The 23,298-nt window shown below is 43.3% G+C and carries 21 protein-coding genes; 2 read left to right on the top strand and 19 right to left on the bottom strand.

The window, feature by feature from the left end:
• Positions 1 to 10: 10 nt before the first annotated feature.
• Complete coding sequence (locus KDW99_RS03930; RefSeq protein WP_255828010.1) at positions 11 to 877, top strand: HDOD domain-containing protein; 867 nt, start codon at positions 11 to 13, stop codon at positions 875 to 877.
• Between the two features lie 112 nt (positions 878 to 989).
• Here the strand turns inward: KDW99_RS03930 and KDW99_RS03925 are convergent, their stop codons facing one another.
• The 9 genes from KDW99_RS03925 to recJ all read right to left on the bottom strand — a co-directional run bounded on the left by KDW99_RS03925 (position 990) and on the right by recJ (position 12,176).
• Positions 990 to 2,057, bottom strand: coding sequence for an ABC transporter ATP-binding protein (locus tag KDW99_RS03925; RefSeq protein ID WP_255828009.1), 1,068 nt, complete (start codon positions 2,055 to 2,057; stop codon positions 990 to 992).
• 24 nt (positions 2,058 to 2,081) lie between these two features.
• Positions 2,082 to 3,746 (bottom strand): ABC transporter permease, encoded by a 1,665-nt coding sequence (locus KDW99_RS03920; protein ID WP_255828008.1) that lies wholly within the window; start codon positions 3,744 to 3,746, stop codon positions 2,082 to 2,084.
• A gap of 55 nt (positions 3,747 to 3,801) precedes the next feature.
• Entirely contained in the window at positions 3,802 to 4,869 is a 1,068-nt protein-coding gene (locus tag KDW99_RS03915) for a Fe(3+) ABC transporter substrate-binding protein (protein ID WP_255829249.1), read from the bottom strand.
• Between the two features lie 290 nt (positions 4,870 to 5,159).
• Positions 5,160 to 5,987 carry an HDOD domain-containing protein gene (locus tag KDW99_RS03910; RefSeq protein ID WP_255828007.1) on the bottom strand — a complete coding sequence of 276 codons (828 nt, stop codon included), beginning with the start codon at positions 5,985 to 5,987 and terminating at the stop codon, positions 5,160 to 5,162.
• A gap of 142 nt (positions 5,988 to 6,129) precedes the next feature.
• On the bottom strand, positions 6,130 to 7,335 hold the full coding sequence (locus tag KDW99_RS03905; RefSeq protein WP_255828006.1) for a UbiH/UbiF/VisC/COQ6 family ubiquinone biosynthesis hydroxylase: 1,206 nt from the start codon (positions 7,333 to 7,335) through the stop codon (positions 6,130 to 6,132).
• A gap of 31 nt (positions 7,336 to 7,366) precedes the next feature.
• A complete protein-coding gene (locus KDW99_RS03900; protein ID WP_255828005.1) occupies positions 7,367 to 8,674 on the bottom strand; it encodes an aminopeptidase P N-terminal domain-containing protein in 1,308 nt (435 codons plus the stop codon).
• An 81-nt stretch (positions 8,675 to 8,755) separates the two neighbouring features.
• Positions 8,756 to 9,346: a UPF0149 family protein gene (locus KDW99_RS03895; protein WP_255828004.1), complete on the bottom strand. Its 591-nt coding sequence runs from the start codon at positions 9,344 to 9,346 to the stop codon at positions 8,756 to 8,758.
• A gap of 126 nt (positions 9,347 to 9,472) precedes the next feature.
• Positions 9,473 to 10,315 (bottom strand): bifunctional methylenetetrahydrofolate dehydrogenase/methenyltetrahydrofolate cyclohydrolase FolD, encoded by an 843-nt coding sequence (gene folD / locus KDW99_RS03890; RefSeq protein ID WP_255828003.1) that lies wholly within the window; start codon positions 10,313 to 10,315, stop codon positions 9,473 to 9,475.
• A 136-nt stretch (positions 10,316 to 10,451) separates the two neighbouring features.
• The gene (gene recJ / locus KDW99_RS03885; protein ID WP_255828002.1) at positions 10,452 to 12,176 is read right to left on the bottom strand and encodes a single-stranded-DNA-specific exonuclease RecJ; all 1,725 of its coding nucleotides are present in this window, start codon (positions 12,174 to 12,176) and stop codon (positions 10,452 to 10,454) included.
• Positions 12,177 to 12,539: 363 nt separating this feature from the next.
• On the opposite strand from recJ, the gene KDW99_RS03880 reads away from it, so the two are divergent.
• Complete coding sequence (locus KDW99_RS03880) at positions 12,540 to 13,772, top strand: sugar MFS transporter (RefSeq protein WP_255828001.1); 1,233 nt, start codon at positions 12,540 to 12,542, stop codon at positions 13,770 to 13,772.
• Positions 13,773 to 13,850: 78 nt separating this feature from the next.
• Here the strand turns inward: KDW99_RS03880 and KDW99_RS03875 are convergent, their stop codons facing one another.
• The 10 genes from KDW99_RS03875 to ffh form a co-directional block, all read right to left on the bottom strand.
• Positions 13,851 to 14,957 carry a GGDEF domain-containing protein gene (locus KDW99_RS03875; protein WP_255828000.1) on the bottom strand — a complete coding sequence of 369 codons (1,107 nt, stop codon included), beginning with the start codon at positions 14,955 to 14,957 and terminating at the stop codon, positions 13,851 to 13,853.
• Positions 14,958 to 15,118: 161 nt separating this feature from the next.
• Positions 15,119 to 15,841 (bottom strand): 16S rRNA (uracil(1498)-N(3))-methyltransferase, encoded by a 723-nt coding sequence (locus tag KDW99_RS03870; protein WP_255827999.1) that lies wholly within the window; start codon positions 15,839 to 15,841, stop codon positions 15,119 to 15,121.
• 84 nt (positions 15,842 to 15,925) lie between these two features.
• Positions 15,926 to 17,311 (bottom strand): threonine synthase, encoded by a 1,386-nt coding sequence (gene thrC / locus KDW99_RS03865; RefSeq protein WP_255827998.1) that lies wholly within the window; start codon positions 17,309 to 17,311, stop codon positions 15,926 to 15,928.
• Between the two features lie 12 nt (positions 17,312 to 17,323).
• A complete protein-coding gene (locus tag KDW99_RS03860; protein ID WP_255827997.1) occupies positions 17,324 to 18,625 on the bottom strand; it encodes a homoserine dehydrogenase in 1,302 nt (433 codons plus the stop codon).
• Positions 18,626 to 18,787: 162 nt separating this feature from the next.
• Positions 18,788 to 19,504 (bottom strand): thioredoxin fold domain-containing protein, encoded by a 717-nt coding sequence (locus tag KDW99_RS03855; protein WP_255827996.1) that lies wholly within the window; start codon positions 19,502 to 19,504, stop codon positions 18,788 to 18,790.
• Between the two features lie 105 nt (positions 19,505 to 19,609).
• Positions 19,610 to 19,972, bottom strand: a complete 363-nt coding sequence (gene rplS / locus KDW99_RS03850; RefSeq protein WP_255827995.1) for a 50S ribosomal protein L19 — start codon at positions 19,970 to 19,972, stop codon at positions 19,610 to 19,612.
• Positions 19,973 to 20,041: 69 nt separating this feature from the next.
• Positions 20,042 to 20,794, bottom strand: coding sequence for a tRNA (guanosine(37)-N1)-methyltransferase TrmD (trmD, locus tag KDW99_RS03845; protein ID WP_114412617.1), 753 nt, complete (start codon positions 20,792 to 20,794; stop codon positions 20,042 to 20,044).
• A gap of 22 nt (positions 20,795 to 20,816) precedes the next feature.
• Entirely contained in the window at positions 20,817 to 21,362 is a 546-nt protein-coding gene (gene rimM / locus KDW99_RS03840) for a ribosome maturation factor RimM (RefSeq protein ID WP_113917778.1), read from the bottom strand.
• 15 nt (positions 21,363 to 21,377) lie between these two features.
• Positions 21,378 to 21,626: a 30S ribosomal protein S16 gene (gene rpsP, locus KDW99_RS03835; RefSeq protein WP_012071436.1), complete on the bottom strand. Its 249-nt coding sequence runs from the start codon at positions 21,624 to 21,626 to the stop codon at positions 21,378 to 21,380.
• 178 nt (positions 21,627 to 21,804) lie between these two features.
• Complete coding sequence (ffh, locus tag KDW99_RS03830; RefSeq protein ID WP_255827994.1) at positions 21,805 to 23,190, bottom strand: signal recognition particle protein; 1,386 nt, start codon at positions 23,188 to 23,190, stop codon at positions 21,805 to 21,807.
• Positions 23,191 to 23,298: the final 108 nt, after the last annotated feature.

Genomic DNA, 23,298 nt, shown 5'->3' with positions numbered 1-23,298 from the left:
GAAGTATGCCATGTCATCTACATTAAATGAAAATCAGCTTAAACTTATCCTGCAAGGCATTAGCATTCCACCACAGCCACAGATAATGGTGGATCTACACATGGAACAGGCCATGCCTGACCCAGACATGGACCGTATATCAGATATTATTTCACAGGATGTGAGCCTTTCAGCGGCCGTATTAAAACTGGTCAACTCAGCGTCTTTTAATTTGCCTAAAAAAATTACCTCAATTCAAAAAGCGGTGATGCTGCTTGGCCCAAATAGTGTCACTAATATTGTTAATGGCCTTGCGGTAAAAAGCGAATTGTCTGATGAGGCAATACAATCACTGCACAGTTTTTGGGACACAGCCAGCGAAGTTGCGGCGATTTGCTCCAGCCTAGCCAACCAACTTGGTTTTAAATATCAAGATGAATGCTATGCATTAGGGCTGTTTCATAACGCTGGTATCCCTTTGATGCTTAAACGCTTTGACGGTTACCAAGATGTGTTAAAACAAGGCTATCAAGACCCTGAGTTCAATCTAACCGACCTCGAAAACCAAACCTTTAAAACTAACCACTCTGTGATTGGCTATTATTTAGCAAAGTCATGGGGATTGCCTAAAAGTTGCTGCGCTGTCATAGCCAAACACCATCGGGTCGAATATCTATTTCGCCACAGAGTACCGGGCGACTCTATCAACCTAACCTTTGCTTCCATTTTAAAAATGGCTGAACACATAGCATCTACTTTCAGGCATATAGGTGGAGCAAATGAAGACCATGAATGGCAAAAAATTGGCCATTACGCTCTGGATCATTTAGAACTGACGGAATACGACTTTGAAGGCATGATTGAAGTGTGCCACGAGCAGGGAATCGGAACAGTTTAACTCTTTGATTACGTTATTTAACTAGCAAGCATCTATAAAAACAAAACGCCCAAGTCACTTGTTTGTATATGACTTGGGCGTTTTTATAGGAATCTTTTTGAAGCACTATTTTCTAACGCGGGAACATCACCAAGTGATCTAAATGAACGCTTAATCCAATTTCCTGACCAACAGAGTGATTGTGATGGGAAGAAGCAAAACAATATACTACCTTTCCAGAAGACAATTTCACTCGATATAAAAAATGCGATCCTCGAAACCAGCGGCTAACAATAACACCAATAAACTCACTGTCGTCATCATGCAAAATATCATCAGGACGGACCAACAAATCCACTTCAGTATTGTCAGCGAAACCGTGATGTAAATCGCCACGGATATTGCCTAAGTCAGAATGCACACAATCTGGCCCACAGACGGTTGCCGTTAAAAAGTCTCCATGGCCAATAAAACTCGCCACAAAGCGCGTTTCTGGTCGATGATAAATCTGATACGGCGAACCGGTTTGATGAATCACCCCTTCGCTCATAACTGATACCTGATCCGCCATGGCAAAGGCTTCCATCTGATCATGCGTCACTAATAAAGCACTCATTTTTTCATGCTGTAATATGGCGCGTATATCAGGCACTAACTCTTCTCTTAACTTGGCATCCAGCCCAGAGAAGGGTTCATCCATCAGCAATAATTTAGGCTTAGGGGCAATGGCTCGCGCCAAAGCGACGCGTTGCTGTTGCCCACCAGAAAGAGAGTGCGGATAGCGAGATTCAAAACCTGCCAACCCAACTAAGTTTAACAAGTAAGTCACACGTTCCTGTACTGACTCTTTAGTCCAAGCTGACAAGCCAAAAGCAATATTTTGTGCAATGGTAAGATGTGGAAACAAGGCGATATCTTGAAAAACCATACCAATAAAACGATGTTCAGGATTCACACTGTGAGATGAACTGGAAATAACCTCGCCATCAATGCCTATTTCACCCGCCATTAAAGACTCAAAGCCTGCAATGGCACGCAACAAGGTAGATTTACCGCAGCCACTTGGTCCAAGCAAACAACCTATCTGTCCTTCTAACAACTTAAAGGAAGCATTTTTGACAACCGCATTCCCCTCGTAACCAACCGAAACATCGGTCAGTATCATTTCTTTCAATAGTTTATGAGGAGGTAACGATGACATTTGCAATCCTATTATTACTAAACTTTATTTAGCACTGTCAGTGCGAGAAGAAATGGAACGACTCAATAAAATCACTGGTACTAACCCCACCAGCACTATCATTAATGATGCAGGCGCAGCGTCAACTAAGCGTTCATCTGACGCCAGTTCAAACGCTCTCACCGCTAAGGTATTAAAATTGAACGGTCGCAATACCAAGGTAGCAGGTAATTCTTTTAGAACATCGACAAAGACAATTAAGATCGCCGTTAAAACCGAACCTTTTAATAACGGAATATGGATGCGCGTTAATACTTTAAAAGGCGACATGCCGAGCGAACGCCCAGCCATATCCATACTAGGCTTGATTTTTCCAAGACCATTTTGAACAGCGCCTAACGACACCGCCATAAATCGAACCGTGTAGGCAAATAATAGTGCCACTAACGTACCTGAGAAAATTAAGCCAACTCTGTCACCACTGTAATGTTTAACCAAATCAATAATTCGATGGTCTAACCAAGCCAACGGAACAATAGTACCGATCGCGATAATGGTCCCGGGCAAAGCGTAACCTAAACCAGCGATTCCAACCGATGCTCTAACTGTTTTACCGCTATTCAAACGAATCGCATAGCTCAGCACCAAGGCCAAACTCACCACTATCAAAGAAGCCATCGCAGCAAGATAAAATGAATTCCACGCCAATTGAATAAAGTTTGTTCCGGGCATTTCTGCTTTAAATATCGCCCAATACGCCAGCACACTTACAGGAATAAGAAAGCCCACTAGAATGGGGAATAAACAAAAAATGCAAGCCATCAATCCTCGGCCACCGCTTAAAACGATGCGCCGACTGCTGGCTTTTTTTAAACCTGATGCATGATAGCGAATACGATGTCGTGAATGCCGCTCAAGCAGTATCAACACAGCGACAAATATAAGTAAAACACCCGCTAACTGAGAAGCAGCTGCCACATCACCAAAACCATAAAAAGTTCGTAAAATACCTGTAGTGAAAGTATTTACACTGAAATATTGTACTGTGCCGTAATCTGCCAATGTCTCCATAAGTGCCAAGGTTAAACCAGTCACAATAGCAGGACGAGCAAGAGGAAGTGCCAATTTGAAAAATACAGCACGGCCAGAGTAACCAAGTGTGCGACTGACTTCTAACGTATTCTCTGATTGCTCTAAAAAAGCCGCTCGGCTCATTAGATACACATAGGGATACAGCACCAAAGTTAGCATGACAATGGCACCTCCGAGCGAGCGTATTTCAAAGAACCAATATTCACCATATCGCCAACCAGTTAGTTCGCGAATGAAGGTTTGCACTGGGCCAGCGAAATCCAATACTCCAGTGTAGGTATAAGCAATAATATAGGCAGGCACTGCCATAGGTAGCAGCAAGGCCCAAGAAAGAAATGCACGACCAGAAAAATCGCACATACTAGTTAACCAAGCACAAGGCACACCAATTATCAGCACACCAGTGCCAACACCCAACATAAGCAACAAAGAGTTAGATATATATTCCGTTAAAACAGTCTGGTAAAGGTGTTGCCACACCTCACTATCACCGGTCAAAACGTTAATCACTACAACCAAGATGGGTAATGCTAAAATGGCAGCAATTAGCATTGCCGCCATTTTCAACCAATTCCACTTAGACTTACTTGCGAAACTCGGGTGAGCTAAATTAGCCATTAATAATCAAAAACCATATAAGAAAGCTCGTTATACTGAGCGAACATCAGAAAAATCACTTCCAACCAGCAATATCCATAACTTCAACGGCTTCACGGTTATTTTCACCAAGTTGGCTCAATGAAATAGTATCCGCACGGAAGTTACCAAATGGCGCCAGCATTTCTGGGGCACCAATGCCTTTTACGACAGGGTATTCGTTATTAACATGTGCATACCATTCTTGAGACGCTTGATTGGTAAGAAACTCCAGCAGCAAAGTTGCATTTTCAATATTTGTTGCTGCTGCCGTAATGCCTGCACCACTCACATTTACATGAGCACCACGTTCACCCTCAGCCTGATTAGGCCAAAACAATTTCACCTTATTATAAACGGCTCTTTCGTCTGAGCTGTCACTTTGACCAAGACGGCCATAATAATAAGTGTTCGCCAGAGTTAAATCACAAACACCTGCAGAAACTGCTTTCAGTAGATCCACATCACCACCAAAAGGCGGGCGCGCTAGGTTCGATATTAACCCTTTAACCCAAGCTTGAGTTTTTTCACGACCATCTGCATCTAACATGGAAGCAACCAAAGACTGGTTATAAATATTAGCTGATGAACGTACGCAAATACGGCCTTTCCACTTTGGATCAGCAAGGTCTTCGTAGGTAGTCAAATCTTTGAGGGGAACGGTTTTAGGATTATAAAAAATCACGCGAGCACGCTGAGACAAACCAAACCAATAACCATCGATGTCGCGTAAATGGCTTGGAATATTAGCACTCAATACATCACTTTGGATTGGTTTTAATACCCCTGCCGCTTTTGCACGGTGCAAACGGCCAGCATCAACCGTAATAAAAACATCCGCAGGACTGGCATCCCCTTCTGCTTTCAAACGGCTTAACAAAGCATCGGCAGACCCAGTAATAAGGTTAACAACTACATCGTTCTGTTCTGAAAATGTATCTAAGACCGGCTTTATAAGAGATTCTTTACGGGCAGAATAGATATTCACTTCGCCTTTGGCTTGTAAGCTAGTGGAAACAAGCAGTGACGAAGCTAACGCTGCAAACCCGACATAGTTCAATATTGGTTTTTGCCCTTGCGTTTTAATCGTTTTGCGTAGTTTCACAAACATACTCACCTTCCAACAATTTAATGGATTCCCTCCTCCTAAAGCACCATATATATATGGCGGTAGTGAGAGAAAAGACCGTAAAAAAAAGAGACAAGAAATTAGCACAACACACAGCCAAACACTAGCGATTATCATTTATTTATAGAGTTATACTCAGGAGATTCGGCAAGAAAAAACAAAGGTGAAATCATAGATAAATTTGTTTTTCAAATACGCAGATCTATTAAACAAAAGTATTAAATAGCATCGATAAACATTAAATTACGACCCTTAATCCTTAAAGCTTAGTGAAGTAGTTGATTAAGGCCATCACCAATAGCCAAAGCATCATCTAATTCATAAATGATGCCTTCAGGTAAACCTGCTGCTTTTGCGACTGCTGAAGGGAAACCTTCCCGAACTAAATCGTATTCTCGCTCATTACGAATACAGGCATTTATGTAGCAGGCTAGATTTAATACACAAGCAAGCGAATTAGGATCACCATCTGAAAAAGGGCGTTTATGCTGTTGCACAGCGTAGCCTAGTCCGGCAGGAAATTTCCATAAGTCCATTAGTGCTTTACCCGCATCCTGAGTCGTAAAGCCAAGTAAATCTTGCTCTGCTTTAACACGACCAGCCTTTCGGTTAGCCACCAAAGTGTGAATTTCTTTCGCGATATCAGGCTCAGTTAGGTGCAACAATAACCGGCCGATATTATGAACGATACCTACAGTAAACGCCTCGTCTTCTTGAACCAAAGGCGAGCGTTTGGCAAACCACTGCGCCAACTCAGCGACCCGAAAAGAATCAGCCCAAAACTCAGACAGTTTTATTCCATCCACCTTTGCAACGGAATTAGAAAAACCAGAAGCAATCACTAAGGTCCTTAGTTTGTCCGTACCAAGCAAAACGGTTGCTTCATCTATCGAAGAAATTTTTCTAGATAAGCCAAAATAAGCTGAATTAACTATTCGTAATACTTTTAAAGAAATCGTCTGGTCATGGGAAACACGTTCAGTAAGATCAGAATAATTTACATTAGGATCACTAAGCAGCTGAATGAGTTCACGAACTACATCTGGGACATTGGGAAGTTTATCCGTTTTCTTCAGAAGATCAGTTGGTTGCATACCATTCAGCCCTTTACTCTAATTAGTTATATATCTATACATGCAGAATAAGACAGCCAATGTGTTTTGCAACCGGAAATACGTAGCGTTTTGAAAACACGCTTTTCGCCTCACTATTATGAACGACCGCACTGACACCCTATTAAGAAAAAGAAGACAAACCTGCAGCACGAGCAACCAGCTTTTTCTTCAAAGATTCACCTTTATTAAACTGCTTCATGCCGATATTTCTAAGCTGAACAACCAGAGGTTGCTGTGTAGAAAATAAACGTTTAAACGATTCCATTCCAGCCGCCATGGCAATATTATCCAGCATTCGAGCGCGTTGATAACGGCGTAGAACCCTAGTCGCTCCTAAGTTCTCGTTACGTCGATACGCTTTCTCCAACACTTCCACCAAGGCTTTTACATCACCAAACCCCAAGTTGGCCCCTTGTCCAGCGAGAGGGTGAATTGTATGGGCAGCATCACCTATCAATACCAGCCCAGCTTTAACATACTGCTTGGCATGACGTTGTCTCAACGGAATGGCCTGACGAACCTGAGTAAGCCCGAGTACATCAAAGCGCTTGTTCATTGCGTAATGTAAACGGCGACAAAAAGCGTCTTCGTCGAGAGCCAGCAGAGATTCAGCGTCTTTTGGTGGCACAGACCAGACGATGGAAACAAAATGCCTCTGATCGACCGAAGGAAGTGGCAGAAATGCCAGAATTCCTTCTTCTCCGAAACTCTGCCAAGCGGTATTTTCATGGGGTTGAGCAATCTCGATCGTAGTGACAATCGCATGATGCCCATAATCCCACTCAACCGTATCAAAAGCATTTTCGCTGCGAAGTTTGGACATAGCACCATCTGCAGCAACAATCACCTGAGCGTCCAAAACATGGCCTGATGTCAGTTCTACTCTTACTCCAGACTCACTTAATTCATGAGACTCTAAAGTATCGTCTAAATACAAGTCGATGTTTTTTGAGTGCCGAACTTGAACCATTAGTTGCTGATTTAACACCGCATTTTCGACTAAATGACCAAGCTCTGGCATGGTCGTCGCTTGAGCATTAAAATCAATATATCCCTCACCAAGCCCATCCCACACAACCATATTGTCATAAGCCGCAATACGGTCTTGATCAATGCCTTGCCAAACATCGCCTTGTTCGAGCAAGGCTTTTGATTGGCTGGAAATAGCGCTCACTCGAGCGTCATAAGCGGGCGGAAAGGATAATGGATATTCACCATCATGTTTATCAACAAGCGCGATTCGTAAAGAAGATTTAGCCAACAATATCGCAGACAAAGCACCAACCATACCAGCGCCCACAATTATTAAATCGTATGATTTAGCCATCTAACTTGTCTCCGTCTTGTCTAAGTGGTGTTTATCGACTTTCAGCCATTAAGGCCTCAATGTCAGCAATTTCTTTTGGCAGGCCGTGGGTTAATACATAAGGACCATCAGCGCGAATTAGGACATCATCTTCAATACGAATGCCGATACCTCGCCATTTAGCATCAACCGATTCGTTGTCTGCCGAAACATACAAACCTGGTTCAATGGTTAACACCATACCTTCTTCTAACAAGCGAGATTCACCGGCGAGTTTATAAGCACCACAATCATGAACATCTAAGCCTAACCAATGCCCGGTATTGTGCATATAAAAGTCTCGATATGCTTTGCTCTCGATCAGGAAATCCACATCACCAGTTAATAACCCATGATCCACTAAGCCTTGCGTTAATGTTCGGACCGCTGCGTTATGGCATGCTTCATAAGGCGTTCCCACGTTAAGCTCTTTCATTCCCGCATGGTAAGCGTCTAATACAACTTGGTATAAAGCAGCCTGCGGCCCACTAAATTTACCGCTTGCAGGAAAGGTACGAGTAATGTCCGCGGCGTAGCATCCCAACTCAGCCCCCGCATCAATTAAGATCAGGTCGCCCTCGTCGATCTCTTCGTCATTTTTGATGTAATGCAAAACACAAGCATTGCTGCCTGAGGCGACAATATTGTTATACGCAGGTTGGCGCGCACCGGATTTCATAAACACGTAATTCAATTCAGCTTCTAACTGATATTCATTCATCCCCGGACGAACAGAGCGCATTGCCTGTTTATGAGCTTCAACACTAATTTGCGCTGCGGCTTCCATAATGGCAATTTCTTCAGCATCTTTATGCAAACGCATTTCAGCAACATGAGGGGCAAGGTCGATGAAGCTTGCAGGTGCAACAGCGCCGACTCTGACCCGTGCGGCAATAGCATCACGCCAGCTGGCAATTTTTTCGCGTAAAACATCATCATTAAACAAATACACCACATGCTCCACGCCATCCAGAGCAGAAAAAGCGACCTTGTCTAACTCTTCTAGCGGAGCAGCATCACTTGCGCCAAAATTTGCTATCGCCCCTTCACTACCAAAACGGAAACCATCCCACTGCTCACGCTCAGGATCTTTTGGCAGAGTGACGAGCGTCATCTCGCCAGCGCCATAAATAATGGCGTAGGCGCTTGGCTCAGGAAACCCCGTTAAATAGAAAAAACTACTATGAGGACGAAACTCATACTCACAATCATTATTACGAGTGGCTAGCTCACCCGTTCGTATAACCACCACACTGTTTTCAGGCAATGATTGCATCAAACGCTCACGGCGAGCCTGATAAGTCTGAGTATCAATTTTCATAGAAGGTCTCACTTATTAATTGTCATTCCATCAAATACCATCGGTCACATTTTTCTTAGACGCTTTATTAGTGCAAAATACTTAATGCAAAGGATTCTGTTTAGTATGATCAATATCTGGGTTGATATCATGATGCTCTGTATACATCATCATCGCTGATAACCTGACATATTCAACCAGCTCGGTTAAATCGGCTTCATTGTCATTGTTGTCTTCTAATGCACGCATTTCTGCTTGCATGCCAGAGATATTGGCAAAATCACGTAAGATTTGTTTGGTTTCATCAGAGAGTTCATTCTTCTGACCAGATAAACCATAACCCGCCAAAAAGCCATGCGCCCATTGAGATAAAGTCACACCTCTTTCACATAATTCGGCATCTTCGTCTGAAATACTTGGCACAAGTGCAAACTCACCATTTTGAAGCAAGGTTAACGTAGCAGTATAAAGTTCAACAATAACGGCTCGACTTGCTTCTTCTTTCCAGCCTTCAATGTCACAAAACTCTACCACCATCTTCAGCCAATCTTCCAATGGCAAAGTCACACCAGAAGCCAAATAACCACAAAGCTGGCCGTGCAACTCGGAGGGTGACGCCGTAATAGATTCAGTAACAAAAACATCGGCGATCAAATCGAAGTCCAATGCGTCTTTTAACATTTCTGTGGACATATCATGCCAACCTTTTGCAGTTCAGTTTATAAAAAAAGAAGCCGCACCTAATGGCGCGGCTTTCTGTCCCATCTTGCGATCTTATCTCAACAATATGGGGCAGTTATACAGACCTTTCAAGTCTGGTTAGCTTAGTTGTTTCAGGCCAGACTCTAGTGTTTGCAGTATCAAAGTGTTGATTGTCATTGGACCAACGCCACCGGGAACTGGCGTATAGGCCGCAACGCGATCCTTCAATGGACCCAGTTCGATATCACCAATACCACCAGGATGGTAACCAGCATCGACAACGATTGCCCCGTCTTTAATCCATTCTGCTTTAATTAACTCAGGCTTGCCTACAGCGCCGACGATCACATCGGCTTGCTTAACAAATTCAGACAAGTTTTGAGTACGAGAGTGACACATTGTTACCGTAGCATTGGCGTTCAACATCATCATCGCCATCGGCTTGCCAAGAATTGGACTACGACCAACCACAACAACATGCTTCCCTTCTAATGCTATGTCGTAAGCGGCGAGCAAACGCATAATACCCGCTGGAGTCGCTGCACCGTAAGCAGGCTCTTTCATTGCCATACGGCCAAAGCCAAGACAAGTCACACCATCGACATCTTTATGAGCAGCAATCGCGTCAAAACATAGACGCTCATCAACTTGTACTGGAACGGGATGCTGTAGCAAAATCCCATGCACATCAGGGTTATTATTTAGCTCATTAATTTTGTTTAAAAGCTGCTCTGTCGTAGTGCTTTCAGGCAGTTCAATGGCCATAGAATCCATGCCAACGCGACGGCAAGCATTGCCTTTCATTTTCACATAAGTGGCTGATGCTGGATCAGCACCCACTAATATTGTTGCTAAAATAGGGGTGCAACCGGTACGCGCTTTAAGCTCAGTAACTTGAGCCTTTAGGCGGTTTTCAGTTTCTTTGGCGCAAAGTTTGCCGTCAAGAACCAGTGCAGTCATGAATGAGCTCCAGTAAAATTAGAGTGATGTATGAGGGAGCGGCATTATACCTCAACTTTTGTTTCGATACGCAATGCCTAAAACAATTTGTTCCTCAAAATGGAAAATCTTCCCCTTTTCGCTCTTTAATACCTAATTATGCAGGCTCTAAATAGTCCACTAGTAGCTGCAGATTACGCTGACCTCGAAACTCATTCACATCCAGCTTATAAACCAAGCGTGCTTGAGTCGCTTTATCATTGGGCCATTGGTCTAAATCGACAAAAAAACTAATCGCATCCAGCAATAGCCCACTGCTCGGCTCGCGTACCATAAGCTTCAGGTGCTTTTCACCCACGATACGCTGCTGCAGAATATCAAATACACCATCAAAACAGGGTTCAGGAAACATTTGTCCCCACGGACCAGATAAACGAACTTGCTCGGCAAAACTCAAACTAAAATCTTCTGGCGCCAGCGGCCCATCAGTCAATAAGGTTGCTTCTAACTGTTCTGGCGTCACCCACTCAGTAATGATGGCATCGAATGCCAGCTGAAAAGCCTCATAGTGAGACTCTTTAATCGACATCCCCGCCGCCATTGCGTGACCACCAAACTTGCTGAGCAATTGTGGATAACGCTTAGCCAATAAATCCAATGCATCGCGAATATGCACCCCAGGAATGGAACGCGCTGACCCTTTTAATTCATCTTCACCCACTCGGGCAAAAGCAATCACCGGGCGATGGCATTTGTCTTTCATTCGCGAGGCTAAAATGCCAATCACGCCTTGATGCCAATCCGCATCATAAAAGCACATACCATTTGGCATTTCCTGCTCTTCGTCCAACAAAGAGTCAAGCACTAACTCTGCCTGCTCTTTCATATCAGACTCGATGGCTTTGCGCTCGCGATTAAACTGATCTAACTGCTGCGCATAATTACGCGCCTGATGTGGATGAACCGCCAACAGACATTCAATGCCAATCGACATATCATCAAGCCGCCCAGCCGCATTTAATCTAGGACCGACAACAAAACCCAAGTCTGATGCCTTCAATTGAGTATGATCACGACGCCCTACTTCTAATAAAGCAAGGATACCAGGACGCGCTAACCCAGCCTGAATTCGCTTAATGCCTTGCTGAACCAAAATACGGTTATTGGCATCCAAAGGCACCACATCGGCTACTGTACCAAGCGCAACCAAATCTAAATAGTCCGCCATTTTCGGCTCTGGAATATGCTGATCAGCAAACCAGTTACGGCTATTCAACTCGGCTCTTAACGCCGACATCACGTAGAAAATCACCCCAACTCCAGCTAAATTCTTGCTTGGAAAACCACAATTTGGATGGTTTGGATTCACAATAGCATCGGCATTTGGCAGCGTATCACCGGGCAAATGGTGGTCAGTCACCACCACCTTCATACCGTAATTTTTTGCCGCTAGCACACCATCAATACTGGCAATGCCATTATCCACCGTGACTAAAACATCTGGCGATCGCTCTTGCGCGACTTCAACAATTTCAGGCGTCAGTCCATAACCAAATTCAAAGCGATTTGGCACCAAATATTCTGGAGAAATCGCGCCCATTGCTTCTAAAGCAAGAATCCCAAGACTGGTACTAGTCGCACCATCCGCGTCAAAATCTCCAACAATCAAAATTTTCTGACCAGCCACAATAGCATCCGCCAAAATCACGGCTGAATTTTTTAGATCAAATAAAGAATCAGGTCTTAATAAATGCGGTAAGCGATAGTCCAATTGAGCAACAGATACTACATCACGAGACAAAAAGACTCGTTGTAACGTCGCAGACATTGTTGATGGAAAGTCATTTTTATCAACCGGTACAGCTCGGCGCTCAATACGCATAGTAGTCTCTAAGTCAGGATAAGTAGATAGCTAAAGAATAACACGAAAGTGATGACTCTCGCGCGCCTTGCTATTACGAAAAGAAACGCCAGCTCACGCAATCCCACCAGTCTAAAAGAGCATAAAGTGCTTAAAAATCAACCTATTGAAAACATTATACTTTGTTACATTAGACGTAAATATATGAGGTTTTCTTACAAAAGTGACGCAAAAAAGGAATATTTCAGGCTATCGCCTTTTTCTCCCAACACCTGACCAGAAAGTTAAGATGTTCGGTGCTATGATGCCGCACTTTTTTGATTTGGATAGACGTCCTAAAGATAAAAACTGAGTAACTCTCGCTTTAACTCATCGGAAAAAAATATGAATAATCACACTTCCGTGGCAGACAAGCCACAATCAAACCAGCGTTTTGCCTTGATAGCTCTAACATCACTGTTTTTTATGTGGGGTTTTATCACCTCACTAAATGACATTCTAATACCGCACTTGAAAGGCGTTTTCGATCTTAACTACACCCAAGCAATGATGATTCAAATGTGCTTCTTTGGCGCTTACTTTATCGTCTCGATCCCTGCTGGGAACTTGGTTAAAAAAGTGGGATTTCAGCGCGGTATTGGCATCGGCCTAATGATTGCTGCGGCTGGCTGCTTGCTTTTTGTTGCTGCTGCAAAAGCACAGCAATACAGCATATTTTTAACAGCTCTGTTCGTTTTGGCTGCAGGCATTACTATTCTTCAAGTTGCCGCCAATCCACTTGTAACTGTAATGGGTCCAACCGAAACGGCGTCAAGTCGTTTGACCCTTTCTCAAGCCTTTAACGCATTGGGTACAACGGTTGCTCCTCTTGTAGGTGGTGCACTGTTGTTCACTGTCGCTGGGCAATACGCGACGAAAGCCCAAGAAGCGGAAAGTGTAATCATTCCTTATATCGGTTTAGCGATTTTGCTGATTCTTTTAGCGGCAATCTTTACTCGAATCAGCCTTCCAACGCCATCGAATATAGAAGAAGATACTACGGATGCACCCAGTGTTAGTATTTTAAAACACCGTCATCTAGTTCTAGGGACTGTCGCTATATTCATGTATGTGGGTGCAGAAGTTGCTATCGGCAGCCTACTAGTGAATTTCTTTGGCCTTGAAAATATTGCAGGGCTTGCAGAAGCCGATGCGGCTCATTACGTTGCCTACTACTGGGGTGGTGCTATGGTTGGACGCTTCATTGGTGCCGCTTTGATGCAGCGTATTTCTGCCGGCAACTTACTGACTTTTAACGCTTTAGCCGCCATTGCATTGATTGTAAGCGCGATTATGAATGATGGGCATGTTGCTATGTGGTCTATCTTATTAGTTGGCCTGTTCAATTCCATTATGTTCCCAACCATCTTCAGCCTTGCACTAAAAGACCTTGGTCCACAAACTAGCCGTGGTTCCGGCTTGCTTTGCTTGGCGATTGTGGGTGGCGCTATATTACCTGTATTGCAGGGTTCTATTGCGGATTCAATTGGTCTGCAAATTTCGTTCGTAATGCCTGTAATTTGCTATCTATATATTGCTTACTTCGGCGTATTTGGCTCTAAGCCCGTGATTCGATAATCACACAGAATACGTCGCCTTTATAAAAGACTTTCATATAGGGTGAGCCATTATGGCCACCCTACTTTATTTCAAACTTTAGCCTTTACGTGTTCTATTTCGACCCGAACGCTTTGCACTGTATAAGTAATTATCAGCCAGGGTAATAGCCTCCCTTAACGAAGTCGTTTCATTCATCGTTGCCACACCAAAACTCATGGTCATTTGGAACTTATGATCCAAATAAGCAAACTCATATTTTTCAACACGCTTTCGAATAGACTCCGCCAAAGCAAAAGCTTCAAGGTCACTGCAATCACATACAGCGATCAAGAATTCTTCGCCGCCCCATCGAGCCGCCAAATCGCTCTCAGAAAGAGACTCTTCAATAATTTTAGCCAATTGAGAAAGTGCATAATCTCCCGCATCATGGCCATATTCATCGTTAATGCTTTTAAAGAAGTCAACATCAGCCAATAGCAGATGAAAACTCGAATAAGAACTTGCTTCAAGCCGCTGTAGCATTCCCCTACGGTTCAATAACTCAGTCAAAGAGTCTGTATAGGCTACCAACTTAAGCTTAGCTGACGTCTCTTTTAGCTCCTCATTAAACCGAGCCATGGAGTACTCATAAATCCCAGAAAGAAACACAACCACAATAAATGAAAATAGAATTCTCGATTTCAGCGTAGGATCATAACCAAACTCAGCAAAGTGATTATTAGTAAAAAACATAGTAATGATCAAAGCAATCGTAAATAGAGCAAGCTCAATCATGCCTCTCTTCATGCCATGCAAAAACAAAGAAACGGCTGGAACACAATATATCCAAACATGCCCAGTACCACTTACCCCACCTGTGTAGACAAGATAAATCATCAAAATATAAAGTGGATAAATAACAAAATTACCAGACACCGCATAGTTATGGGTATAGCGCAGATAAACATGGTTCATCGCGTATAACAGCGCAATAAACAGCAAGCAGATCCCCAAAGTGACCTTGCCTTCAAATAGTGAAACAAGCCCTAGAGGAAGAGTAAAAAGAATACCAACGGAGGCAAAAAGATTGATAATGAAAATCCGACGAATATCTTCAGAGAAAACATCATCGGTTATTCCGACATAAAAAAACTTCAACCATGCGGATTTAGTTTTATTATTTTTAGCATTTTCGGCTTTCAATTTATATGAATGTTTTGTCATGCGTATTCTCCGACCCAGCGATACTAAGTCGCAATGGTGGGGAAAATTTGAACAAACTCCCCAATACGCACAATCCTACACCAAAGCCTGAAATAGCTCCCCTAGAAATCAGCAACGCTTACAAATTACAACAATTCATATACTTAGCTATACTTAGCCATCTAAGCTGGATACAAACGTGATAACAAAACAGGCACAACGGTTTCAACTTTTAGGATTCTATCCCCTAAATGTACCGATTCCATTCCCGCTTCGTGCCACTTACTCACCTCAAATTCATTCCAACCGCCTTCTGGACCAAGAGCTAGGACACAAGGCTGCTGGATATCAATAGGACAACGCTTTGCTAAATAGGGATGAGCAAGTAACCCAACTTTGTCTTTTAAAATAGCCGGCAATTGATCTTCTACAAAAGGACGAAAACGAGGAATAAGCGTCCAGTTAGGCATAATAGTATCTTTTGCTTGCTCTAGGCCTTCTAACAAACATTGATGAATAGATTCCGTTTGTAATACGGGGCTTTGCCAATAGCTTTTTTCTACTTTGGCTGAATGAATAAGATATAAATCCTTTACTCCCATCGCGGTTATATTCTGCAAGGTTCGCTTCAGCATATTTGGCCTTGGCAAAGCCATAACCAGCACCATGGGTAAAGGCTCTGGTGGCTGTGAAGATAAATTTAACGAATGGATATAGCCAAATTGATTGTCGTCGTTTGGTGGTTCATAAATACCCTCTCCAATTTTTCCATTCAACATCCCCACTCGCAGAACATCACCTTGTTGCGCTTTAATCACTTTTGAAACATGGGTTTGTTGGCGTAAAGAGAGTCCGTAAAGGCCATCACCAAGGGTATTTTGAGGATCGAGTAAAATTATATTCATATGACAGGCGCAAAAGTATGAAGGAAAAAGAAACGGCCAATCTTAGATTGGCCGTTAATATTAGTCTTGCTGAACTATTTAAAACTAGATTTTATCTGCAACAAACGCCTGGACATCACTCAGACTATTATCTAACACTTCATAAGATTCTTCTCTCTCGAAAAGATCTTTCATGTGCTCTGGCAGCACAGGCGTTTCGCAGCCAGCTTTTTCAACGGCTTCTGGAAACTTAACAGGATGCGCTGTTGCTAAAGTAATCATAGGAACAGACTGATCTTTCCAGCAATGACGAGCCGCTTCAAGGCCTATCGCCGTGTGCGGATCAAGCAAGTATTGTGTTTTAGCAAACACATCTGCAATCACTTCACAGGTTTTCTCATCATCCACTTTATAGCTATCAAAGTTTTCTTTCACAAAAGACCAAGCTTGATCATTTAAGGACACATCGCCTTTATTAAAGCGCGCCATCAAATCATCAATCGCCGCACCATCACGACCATGAGCATCGAACAACAAACGCTCGAAGTTGCTTGAAACCATGATATCCATACTCGGCGATAAGGTGACATTCAAAGACTGGCGACTCATGTCGTTTTCAGCGATCACACGATGCAAAATATCATTTTGGTTAGTAGCAACCACAAGCTGATCAATTGGTAAGCCCATTTTCTTCGCCAAGTAACCAGCAAAGATATCGCCGAAGTTACCTGTTGGCACAGAAAAAGACACCTTACGATGCGGCGCGCCAACTGACAAAGCAGAAGAAAAATAGTAAACGATCTGAGCCATGATACGCGCCCAGTTAATCGAGTTAACCGCGCCCAGCTTAGCGCCTTTCAAGAAAGACTGATCCGCAAAGCTCGACTTCACCATGCCTTGGCAATCATCAAAATTACCTTTTACCGCAATATTAAACACATTATCGTCAATAACTGTGGTCATTTGACGACGCTGCACTTCAGATACACGCTGGTATGGATGCAAAATGAAAATATTCAGATGCTCTGAATGACGACAACCTTCAATAGCAGCAGAACCTGTGTCACCTGATGTGGCCCCAAGAATGACCAGTTTTTCCTTGCGCTCAGACAGAACATAATCCATCAAACGACCAAGTAGCTGTAAGGCAAAATCTTTAAACGCTAAGGTTGGGCCGCGGAATAATTCCAGAATCCATTCGTTGTTACCAACCTGAACCATAGGCGCGATAGAAGTATGATTGAAGCTCGCGTAAGCATCATCAATCATAGTTTTAAATGCGTCAGCTGGAATATCACCTTCAACAAACGGCCACATTACCTTGAAAGCAAGCTCTTGGTAACTCAAATTTGCCCAAGAAGCGATCTCTTCTTTGCTGTAATGAGGTAAGGTTTCTGGCACATACAAGCCACCATCATTTGCCAAACCAGCCAATAACACATCACCAAAAGAAAGCGCTGGCGCTTTACCACGAGTAGAAATGTATTTCATATTTGTTCTCTCTTACGCCAAGTTTTCAACACGGACTCGTTGCACTGTTCCAGCAACATCCGGCAAGGCTTCAATTGCTGCTATCGCAGCATTCATATTGCGTTCTTTTACATCATGAGTCATTACAACTAATGGCACTAGTTCGCTGCCTTCGCGCTCACGCTGAATAAGAGACTCGATGCTGATATCGTTAGTCGACAGAATTTGTGTGATATTTGCCAAAACACCAGCACGATCTTTAATGGTCATGTTAAGGAAAAAGCCACATTCAATTTCTTCCACAGGTAAGATTTGCACATGAGATAAAGAGTCTGCTTGGAATGCAAGGTGAGGCACTCTATTAGTTGGATCTGCCGTTAAAGTACGAGCCACATCAATCACATCGGCGATAACAGAAGAACCTGTTGGCAATGCGCCTGCTCCAGCACCATAAGTCAAAGTCGGCCCAACAACATCCCCTTGAACCATAATGGCATTCATCACGCCATTCACATTGGCCAAAAGCTGCTTATGAGAAATCAAAGTCGGGTGAACGCGCAATTCAATACCCGCTTTAGAGCGACGAGCGATCCCCAAATGTTTTATTGCATACCCCAGATCATCGGCAAAACCAACATCCTCAGCGGTAATTCGGCTAATACCTTCGGTATAGGTTTTTTCGAACTGTAAAGGAATACCAAATGCAATAGATGCCAAAATGGTTAATTTGTGTGCAGCATCGATACCTTCGATATCAAACGTTGGATCTGCTTCGGCGTAACCCAGCGCTTGCGCTTCTGCCAATACATCTTCAAAGTCGCGGCCTTTTTGACTCATTTCTGTCAAAATAAAATTACCGGTGCCGTTGATAATCCCCGCCAACCACTCAATTCGGTTAGCAGACAAACCTTCACGAATTTGCTTGATGATAGGAATGCCACCAGCAACCGCTGCTTCAAACGCTACGATCACGCCTTTTTCTTGAGCTTTGGCAAAAATTTCATTGCCATGCTCAGCAATAAGCGCTTTGTTTGCTGTAACAACATGCTTGCCATTTTCTATGGCCGTAAGAACCAGTTCTTTAGCAACAGACGTTCCGCCAATCAGTTCTAGAACAATATCGATCTCAGGATTATTAACCACCTCAAAAATATCACGGGTAATATTAATACCGGTGGTATCACAAGCGTCGTTATCGCGACGGGCACCTATTTGCTCAATAACAATACTGCGACCCACACGTCGTGTAATCTCTTCCGCATTATTACGAAGAATGTTAAAACTACCGGACCCCACTGTCCCCAGCCCACAAATTCCGACTTTTACCGGTTTCAAAACAATACCCCACAGAGACAATTTAATTTTTATAGGTTATTTAACCCTTTCTAAAATACAGGCTAAGCAACAAGTTGATTTATTATAACGCCAGTCTTATTCAAACCCAACGTAGAAAAGGCTGAAGAAGGCTCATGTTTAGTGGAATATTTCGCGATTAGACTATAGCCCAAGGTGTTTAACCAACTCAGCGGCAGGCAAATAACCTGGTAGAAACTCACCATTACCCAACACAATGCTTGGCGTTCCACGAACACCCACTTCGTTTCCTAGTTTATACTGATCTGCTACTGGGTTAACACATTTGTTTTCAGGAATCTCAGCACCTAGTTTTGCTTGAGTTAGCCACTCTTTAGGATCAGCAGAACACCAAATGCTCACCATTTTTGTATACGCTTCTGAACCAATGCCCGCTCTTGGATAAGCTAAGTAACGAACAGTCACGCCAGCTTCGTTAAGCTTTGGCACTTCTTTATGAAGCATTCGACAATAGCCACAATCAACATCCGTAAATACGGTGATATGTGCTTTTTCGTTCTTCGCCTTATAGACGATCATTTGCGACTCAGGAAGTGTTTCAATTTTAGCCAATTTTGCTTTTTCGGTTTCATTCTCAAGCGTTGTATTATCAATGCGGTAAAGGTCACCAGCGACAAAATACTTACCATCTTGTGTCACATGCAATGTTGGACCATTTTTTAAAACAACAACATACAAACCCGCACCTTCATGCAATTCAGCACTTTCGACGTCGTATTGAGGCAGCGCCATTTTAACAGCAGATAAAACAGCGGATTGATCAGCAAATACTGCACAAGAAAGAGAAAAAAACATACTCATTGCAATAAAGCGAGATAGGGAACGGAAAAAACTCTTCATGGAGAACCTCAAAGACATGATAAATAGTCTCTATTAGGCCATACGAACGGGGGTTAGTTCCATAAAAAAAGGCGACTCGCGTCGCCTTTTTTTAATAAGAAAAAATTAACGTTTAGCCAATTTTTCTTTGATACGTGCAGATTTACCAGAACGCTCGCGTAGGTAGTAGATCTTAGCTTGACGCACGTCACCGCGGCGTTTAACTTCGATGCTTTCAACCAAAGGGCTGTACGTTTGGAAAGCACGCTCAACACCGATACCGCTAGAAATTTTACGAACGGTAAATGCTGAGTTAAGACCACGGTTACGCTTAGAGATTACAATGCCTTCATAGGCCTGTAGACGCTCGCGTGAACCTTCTTTAACTTTAACTTGAACAACAATAGTGTCACCAGGACCGAAGGCTGGGACTTCTTTTGTCATTTGTTCAGCTTCTAACTGCTGAATCAGTTTAGTTTTATTACTCATGGATGTGACTCCTAATGATATGGTTTCTTATCAGCATGAAGGTTCTTCTGTCTGATAAGCTCGCAATTCCTACTCTGCCGAGGTTGAATCTTCAGTTTCGCGAATAAACTCTTCTAACAGCAACTGCTGTTCCTTGTCCAACTCAAGGTTCTGCAGAAGGTCTGGCCGGCGCTGAAAAGTTCTTGCGAGCTTTTGCTTTAAACGCCAGCGTCTAATCTCCTCGTGGTTGCCACTAAGCAGCACCGATGGCACAGGTTCACCATTTAGCACTTCCGGGCGAGTATAATGCGGGCAGTCCAACAAACCATCAGAGAATGAATCTTCATCCGCAGACGCTTGTTTTCCCAATACTCCTGGAACCATGCGGAACACAGCATCCATAAGCACCATTGCCGGCAACTCACCACCGCTTAGGACAAAGTCGCCAATTGACCATTCTTCATCAATCTCAGATTGAATCAAACGCTCATCAACGCCTTCATAACGACCTGCTACCAGAATAAATTCTGCTTGTTTAGCAAGCTGTTGCACGCCTTCTTGCGTTAGCGTACGCCCTTGAGGGGATAGATAAATAACTTTTGCATTGGGCACCGATAACTTGGCACTCGCAATTGCATCTTTGAGAGGCTGAACTTTCATCAGCATCCCTGGACCACCACCGTAAGGTCGATCATCTACAGTCTTATGTTTGTCATGTGTAAAGTCGCGGGGATTAAAAAAATCCACCTCAACCAACCCAGACTTAATGGCTCTGCCTGTTACTCCATATTGAGTAATGGCCTGAAACATCTCCGGAAAGAGCGATATAACGCTAACCTTCACGTTGTGACCTCAGCTTATCTGTTTAAAATTCTGGATCCCAGTCCACTACCATTTCCTGCTGTTCTAAATCGATGTTTAAAACATAAGTTCCTGGAGCATAAGGAATCAATCGCTCTTCACGATCAAAGCTACCTTCACACGCGCGGACAACTATTACATCATTCGCACCAGTTTCCATAAGTTGAGAAACCTTCCCTAAGAGGACACCCTCTTTAGTAATAACCCTCAGTCCTTCCAGTTGGCTCCAGTAATAATCACCTTCTTCCAAATCTGGCAGTTCTGCTGCATCTATATAAACGTCCATACCACAGATATCTTTTACTTGATCCCTGTCGGTATAACCTTTTACCGATGCTACCAAACCTCGTCCTTGCAGACGGCCTTGGCTTAATTCTACGATTTTCCACCCACTAGGAGTTTTCAACCACCAATGCTTGTAATCAAAGATCCCTTGCATTGGGTCGGTGTGTGAATATAACTTCACCCACCCTTTAACACCATATACCGATGTAATGCGTCCAACCACAAGGGCTTGCTCAGGAGCGGCCGCTTGTTTTAACTCAGACATAGCATTACCTCAGTATTAAGCGTTTTTGCTAGCATCTTTTACAAGCTGCGCAGCACGGTCAGAAAGTTGAGCGCCTTGGCTAACCCAATGATTTACGCGATCTAGATCGATGCGTAGACGTTCTTCTTGACCACGAGCAACAGGGTTAAAGAAACCCAAACGCTCGATATAACGACCATCACGAGCACGACGGCTATCAGCCACGTTCAAATGATAGAATGGGCGCTTTTTAGAGCCACCACGAGAAAGACGAATAGTTACCATATGATTGGTTCCTTATTGCTTAACGAAACACCCCTTGCCGAGTCGTATTTTTGACTCATACAACAAGAAGGCGGCATATTCTAGTCGATTAACTAGAAAAACAAAAGGGCGAATTACTCACCCAGACATTAAAAACGGCAGTTTTTTAACTGCCGTTAGTAAAAACAAGAAGATATGCTTAAAATTTAGGGAAATTTCCGCCGCCAGGCATACCACCACCTGGCATCATTCCACCCAAACCACGCATCATTTTCTTCATTCCGCCTTTAGCGCTCATCTTCTTCATCATCTTCTGCATTTGTTTATGCTGTTTTAGAAGACGATTCAAATCTTGAATTTGTAAACCCGCACCTGTTGAGATGCGTTTTTTACGAGAACCATTAATCACATCAGGGTTATGACGTTCTGCTGGCGTCATGGAATTAATCAAGGCTTCCATTTGAACAAACATTTTATCATTCACTTTATCTTGGATATTACCTAGCTGTCCGCCCATGCCTGGAAGCTTATCTAACATGGAACTCATACCGCCCATGCTTTTCATTTGCTGAAGCTGTTCTTTAAAGTCGTCTAGATCAAAACCTTTGCCTTTCTTCAGCTTACCAGCAAGCTTTTCAGCTTTTTCTTTGTCGATCTTCTGCTCTGCTTCCTCTATTAAGGAAAGCATGTCGCCCATACCAAGGATACGAGACGCTAAACGGTCAGGATGGAAAGGTTCAAGTGCGTCCGTTTTTTCTCCCACACCTAAAAACTTAATCGGCTTACCTGTAATGTGACGAACAGATAAAGCCGCACCGCCACGAGCATCACCATCTGTCTTGGTAAGAATCACGCCTGTAAGCGGCAAGACATCACCAAACGCTTTGGCTGTATTCGCCGCGTCTTGCCCCGTCATGGCATCCACAACGAACAAGGTTTCAATTGGGTTAACTGCTGCATGCAGCGCTTTAATCTCTGCCATCATGTCTTCGTCAATCGACAATCGGCCAGCCGTATCGACAATCAAAACGTCTTTATGGCCTTTCTTGGCGTAATCGATAGCATTATTAACGATGTCGATTGGCTTTTGTGACAGATCGCTAGGGATGAAATCTACACCCACTTCACCCGCCAAGGTTTCAAGCTGTTTAATAGCCGCAGGACGATAAACGTCGGCACTAACAACCGATACCGATTTTTTCTCACGTTCTTTTAAGTATTTCGCCAATTTAGCGGCAGATGTGGTTTTACCCGCCCCCTGCAAACCAGCCAATAAAATAACGGCTGGACGAGCTACACGAAGGTTAAGACCATCGTTCGCTTGCCCCATAACACTTTCGAGTTCCTGCTTTACAATTTTCAGGAAAACTTGACCTGGACTCAAGCTTTTGGATACTTCAGCCCCTATTGCACGTTCTTTAACCGCGCCGATGAAATCTTTAACAACTGGTAAAGCAACGTCTGCTTCAAGAAGCGCCATACGCACTTCACGCAACACTTCTTGAATGTTGTCTTCAGTTAATTTAGCTCGACCTCGAATGCGATCAAGCGAGGAAGTTAAGCGATTCGATAAATTGTCGAACATATTGCCCTCAAATTTTGGCTCTAAATGGAAAAAACCTACGGTTTCAGTTTATCCAAGGTGAAATTGTCTCTATTATAACGGATAAATGATTATCACCCTATACCTTTA

The sequence above is a fragment of the Marinomonas rhizomae genome (assembly GCF_024397855.1).
Lineage (GTDB): Bacteria > Pseudomonadota > Gammaproteobacteria > Pseudomonadales > Marinomonadaceae > Marinomonas > Marinomonas rhizomae_A.
This window is presented reverse-complemented; position numbering and strand designations above follow the sequence as displayed.

What these genes read in the sequence shown, in the direction of transcription:
- KDW99_RS03930 (WP_255828010.1), top strand. Translation starts at nt 11, where the DNA reads ATGTCATCTACATTAAATGAAAATCAGCTTAAACTTATCCTGCAAGGC.
- KDW99_RS03925 (WP_255828009.1), bottom strand. Translation starts at nt 2,057, where the DNA reads ATGTCATCGTTACCTCCTCATAAACTATTGAAAGAAATGATACTGACC.
- KDW99_RS03920 (WP_255828008.1), bottom strand. Translation starts at nt 3,746, where the DNA reads ATGGCTAATTTAGCTCACCCGAGTTTCGCAAGTAAGTCTAAGTGGAAT.
- KDW99_RS03910 (WP_255828007.1), bottom strand. Translation starts at nt 5,987, where the DNA reads ATGCAACCAACTGATCTTCTGAAGAAAACGGATAAACTTCCCAATGTC.
- KDW99_RS03905 (WP_255828006.1), bottom strand. Translation starts at nt 7,335, where the DNA reads ATGGCTAAATCATACGATTTAATAATTGTGGGCGCTGGTATGGTTGGT.
- KDW99_RS03900 (WP_255828005.1), bottom strand. Translation starts at nt 8,674, where the DNA reads ATGAAAATTGATACTCAGACTTATCAGGCTCGCCGTGAGCGTTTGATG.
- KDW99_RS03895 (WP_255828004.1), bottom strand. Translation starts at nt 9,346, where the DNA reads ATGTCCACAGAAATGTTAAAAGACGCATTGGACTTCGATTTGATCGCC.
- folD (WP_255828003.1), bottom strand. Translation starts at nt 10,315, where the DNA reads ATGACTGCACTGGTTCTTGACGGCAAACTTTGCGCCAAAGAAACTGAA.
- recJ (WP_255828002.1), bottom strand. Translation starts at nt 12,176, where the DNA reads ATGCGTATTGAGCGCCGAGCTGTACCGGTTGATAAAAATGACTTTCCA.
- KDW99_RS03880 (WP_255828001.1), top strand. Translation starts at nt 12,540, where the DNA reads ATGAATAATCACACTTCCGTGGCAGACAAGCCACAATCAAACCAGCGT.
- KDW99_RS03875 (WP_255828000.1), bottom strand. Translation starts at nt 14,957, where the DNA reads ATGACAAAACATTCATATAAATTGAAAGCCGAAAATGCTAAAAATAAT.
- KDW99_RS03870 (WP_255827999.1), bottom strand. Translation starts at nt 15,841, where the DNA reads ATGAATATAATTTTACTCGATCCTCAAAATACCCTTGGTGATGGCCTT.
- thrC (WP_255827998.1), bottom strand. Translation starts at nt 17,311, where the DNA reads ATGAAATACATTTCTACTCGTGGTAAAGCGCCAGCGCTTTCTTTTGGT.
- KDW99_RS03855 (WP_255827996.1), bottom strand. Translation starts at nt 19,504, where the DNA reads ATGAAGAGTTTTTTCCGTTCCCTATCTCGCTTTATTGCAATGAGTATG.
- rplS (WP_255827995.1), bottom strand. Translation starts at nt 19,972, where the DNA reads ATGAGTAATAAAACTAAACTGATTCAGCAGTTAGAAGCTGAACAAATG.
- rimM (WP_113917778.1), bottom strand. Translation starts at nt 21,362, where the DNA reads ATGTCTGAGTTAAAACAAGCGGCCGCTCCTGAGCAAGCCCTTGTGGTT.
- rpsP (WP_012071436.1), bottom strand. Translation starts at nt 21,626, where the DNA reads ATGGTAACTATTCGTCTTTCTCGTGGTGGCTCTAAAAAGCGCCCATTC.
- ffh (WP_255827994.1), bottom strand. Translation starts at nt 23,190, where the DNA reads ATGTTCGACAATTTATCGAATCGCTTAACTTCCTCGCTTGATCGCATT.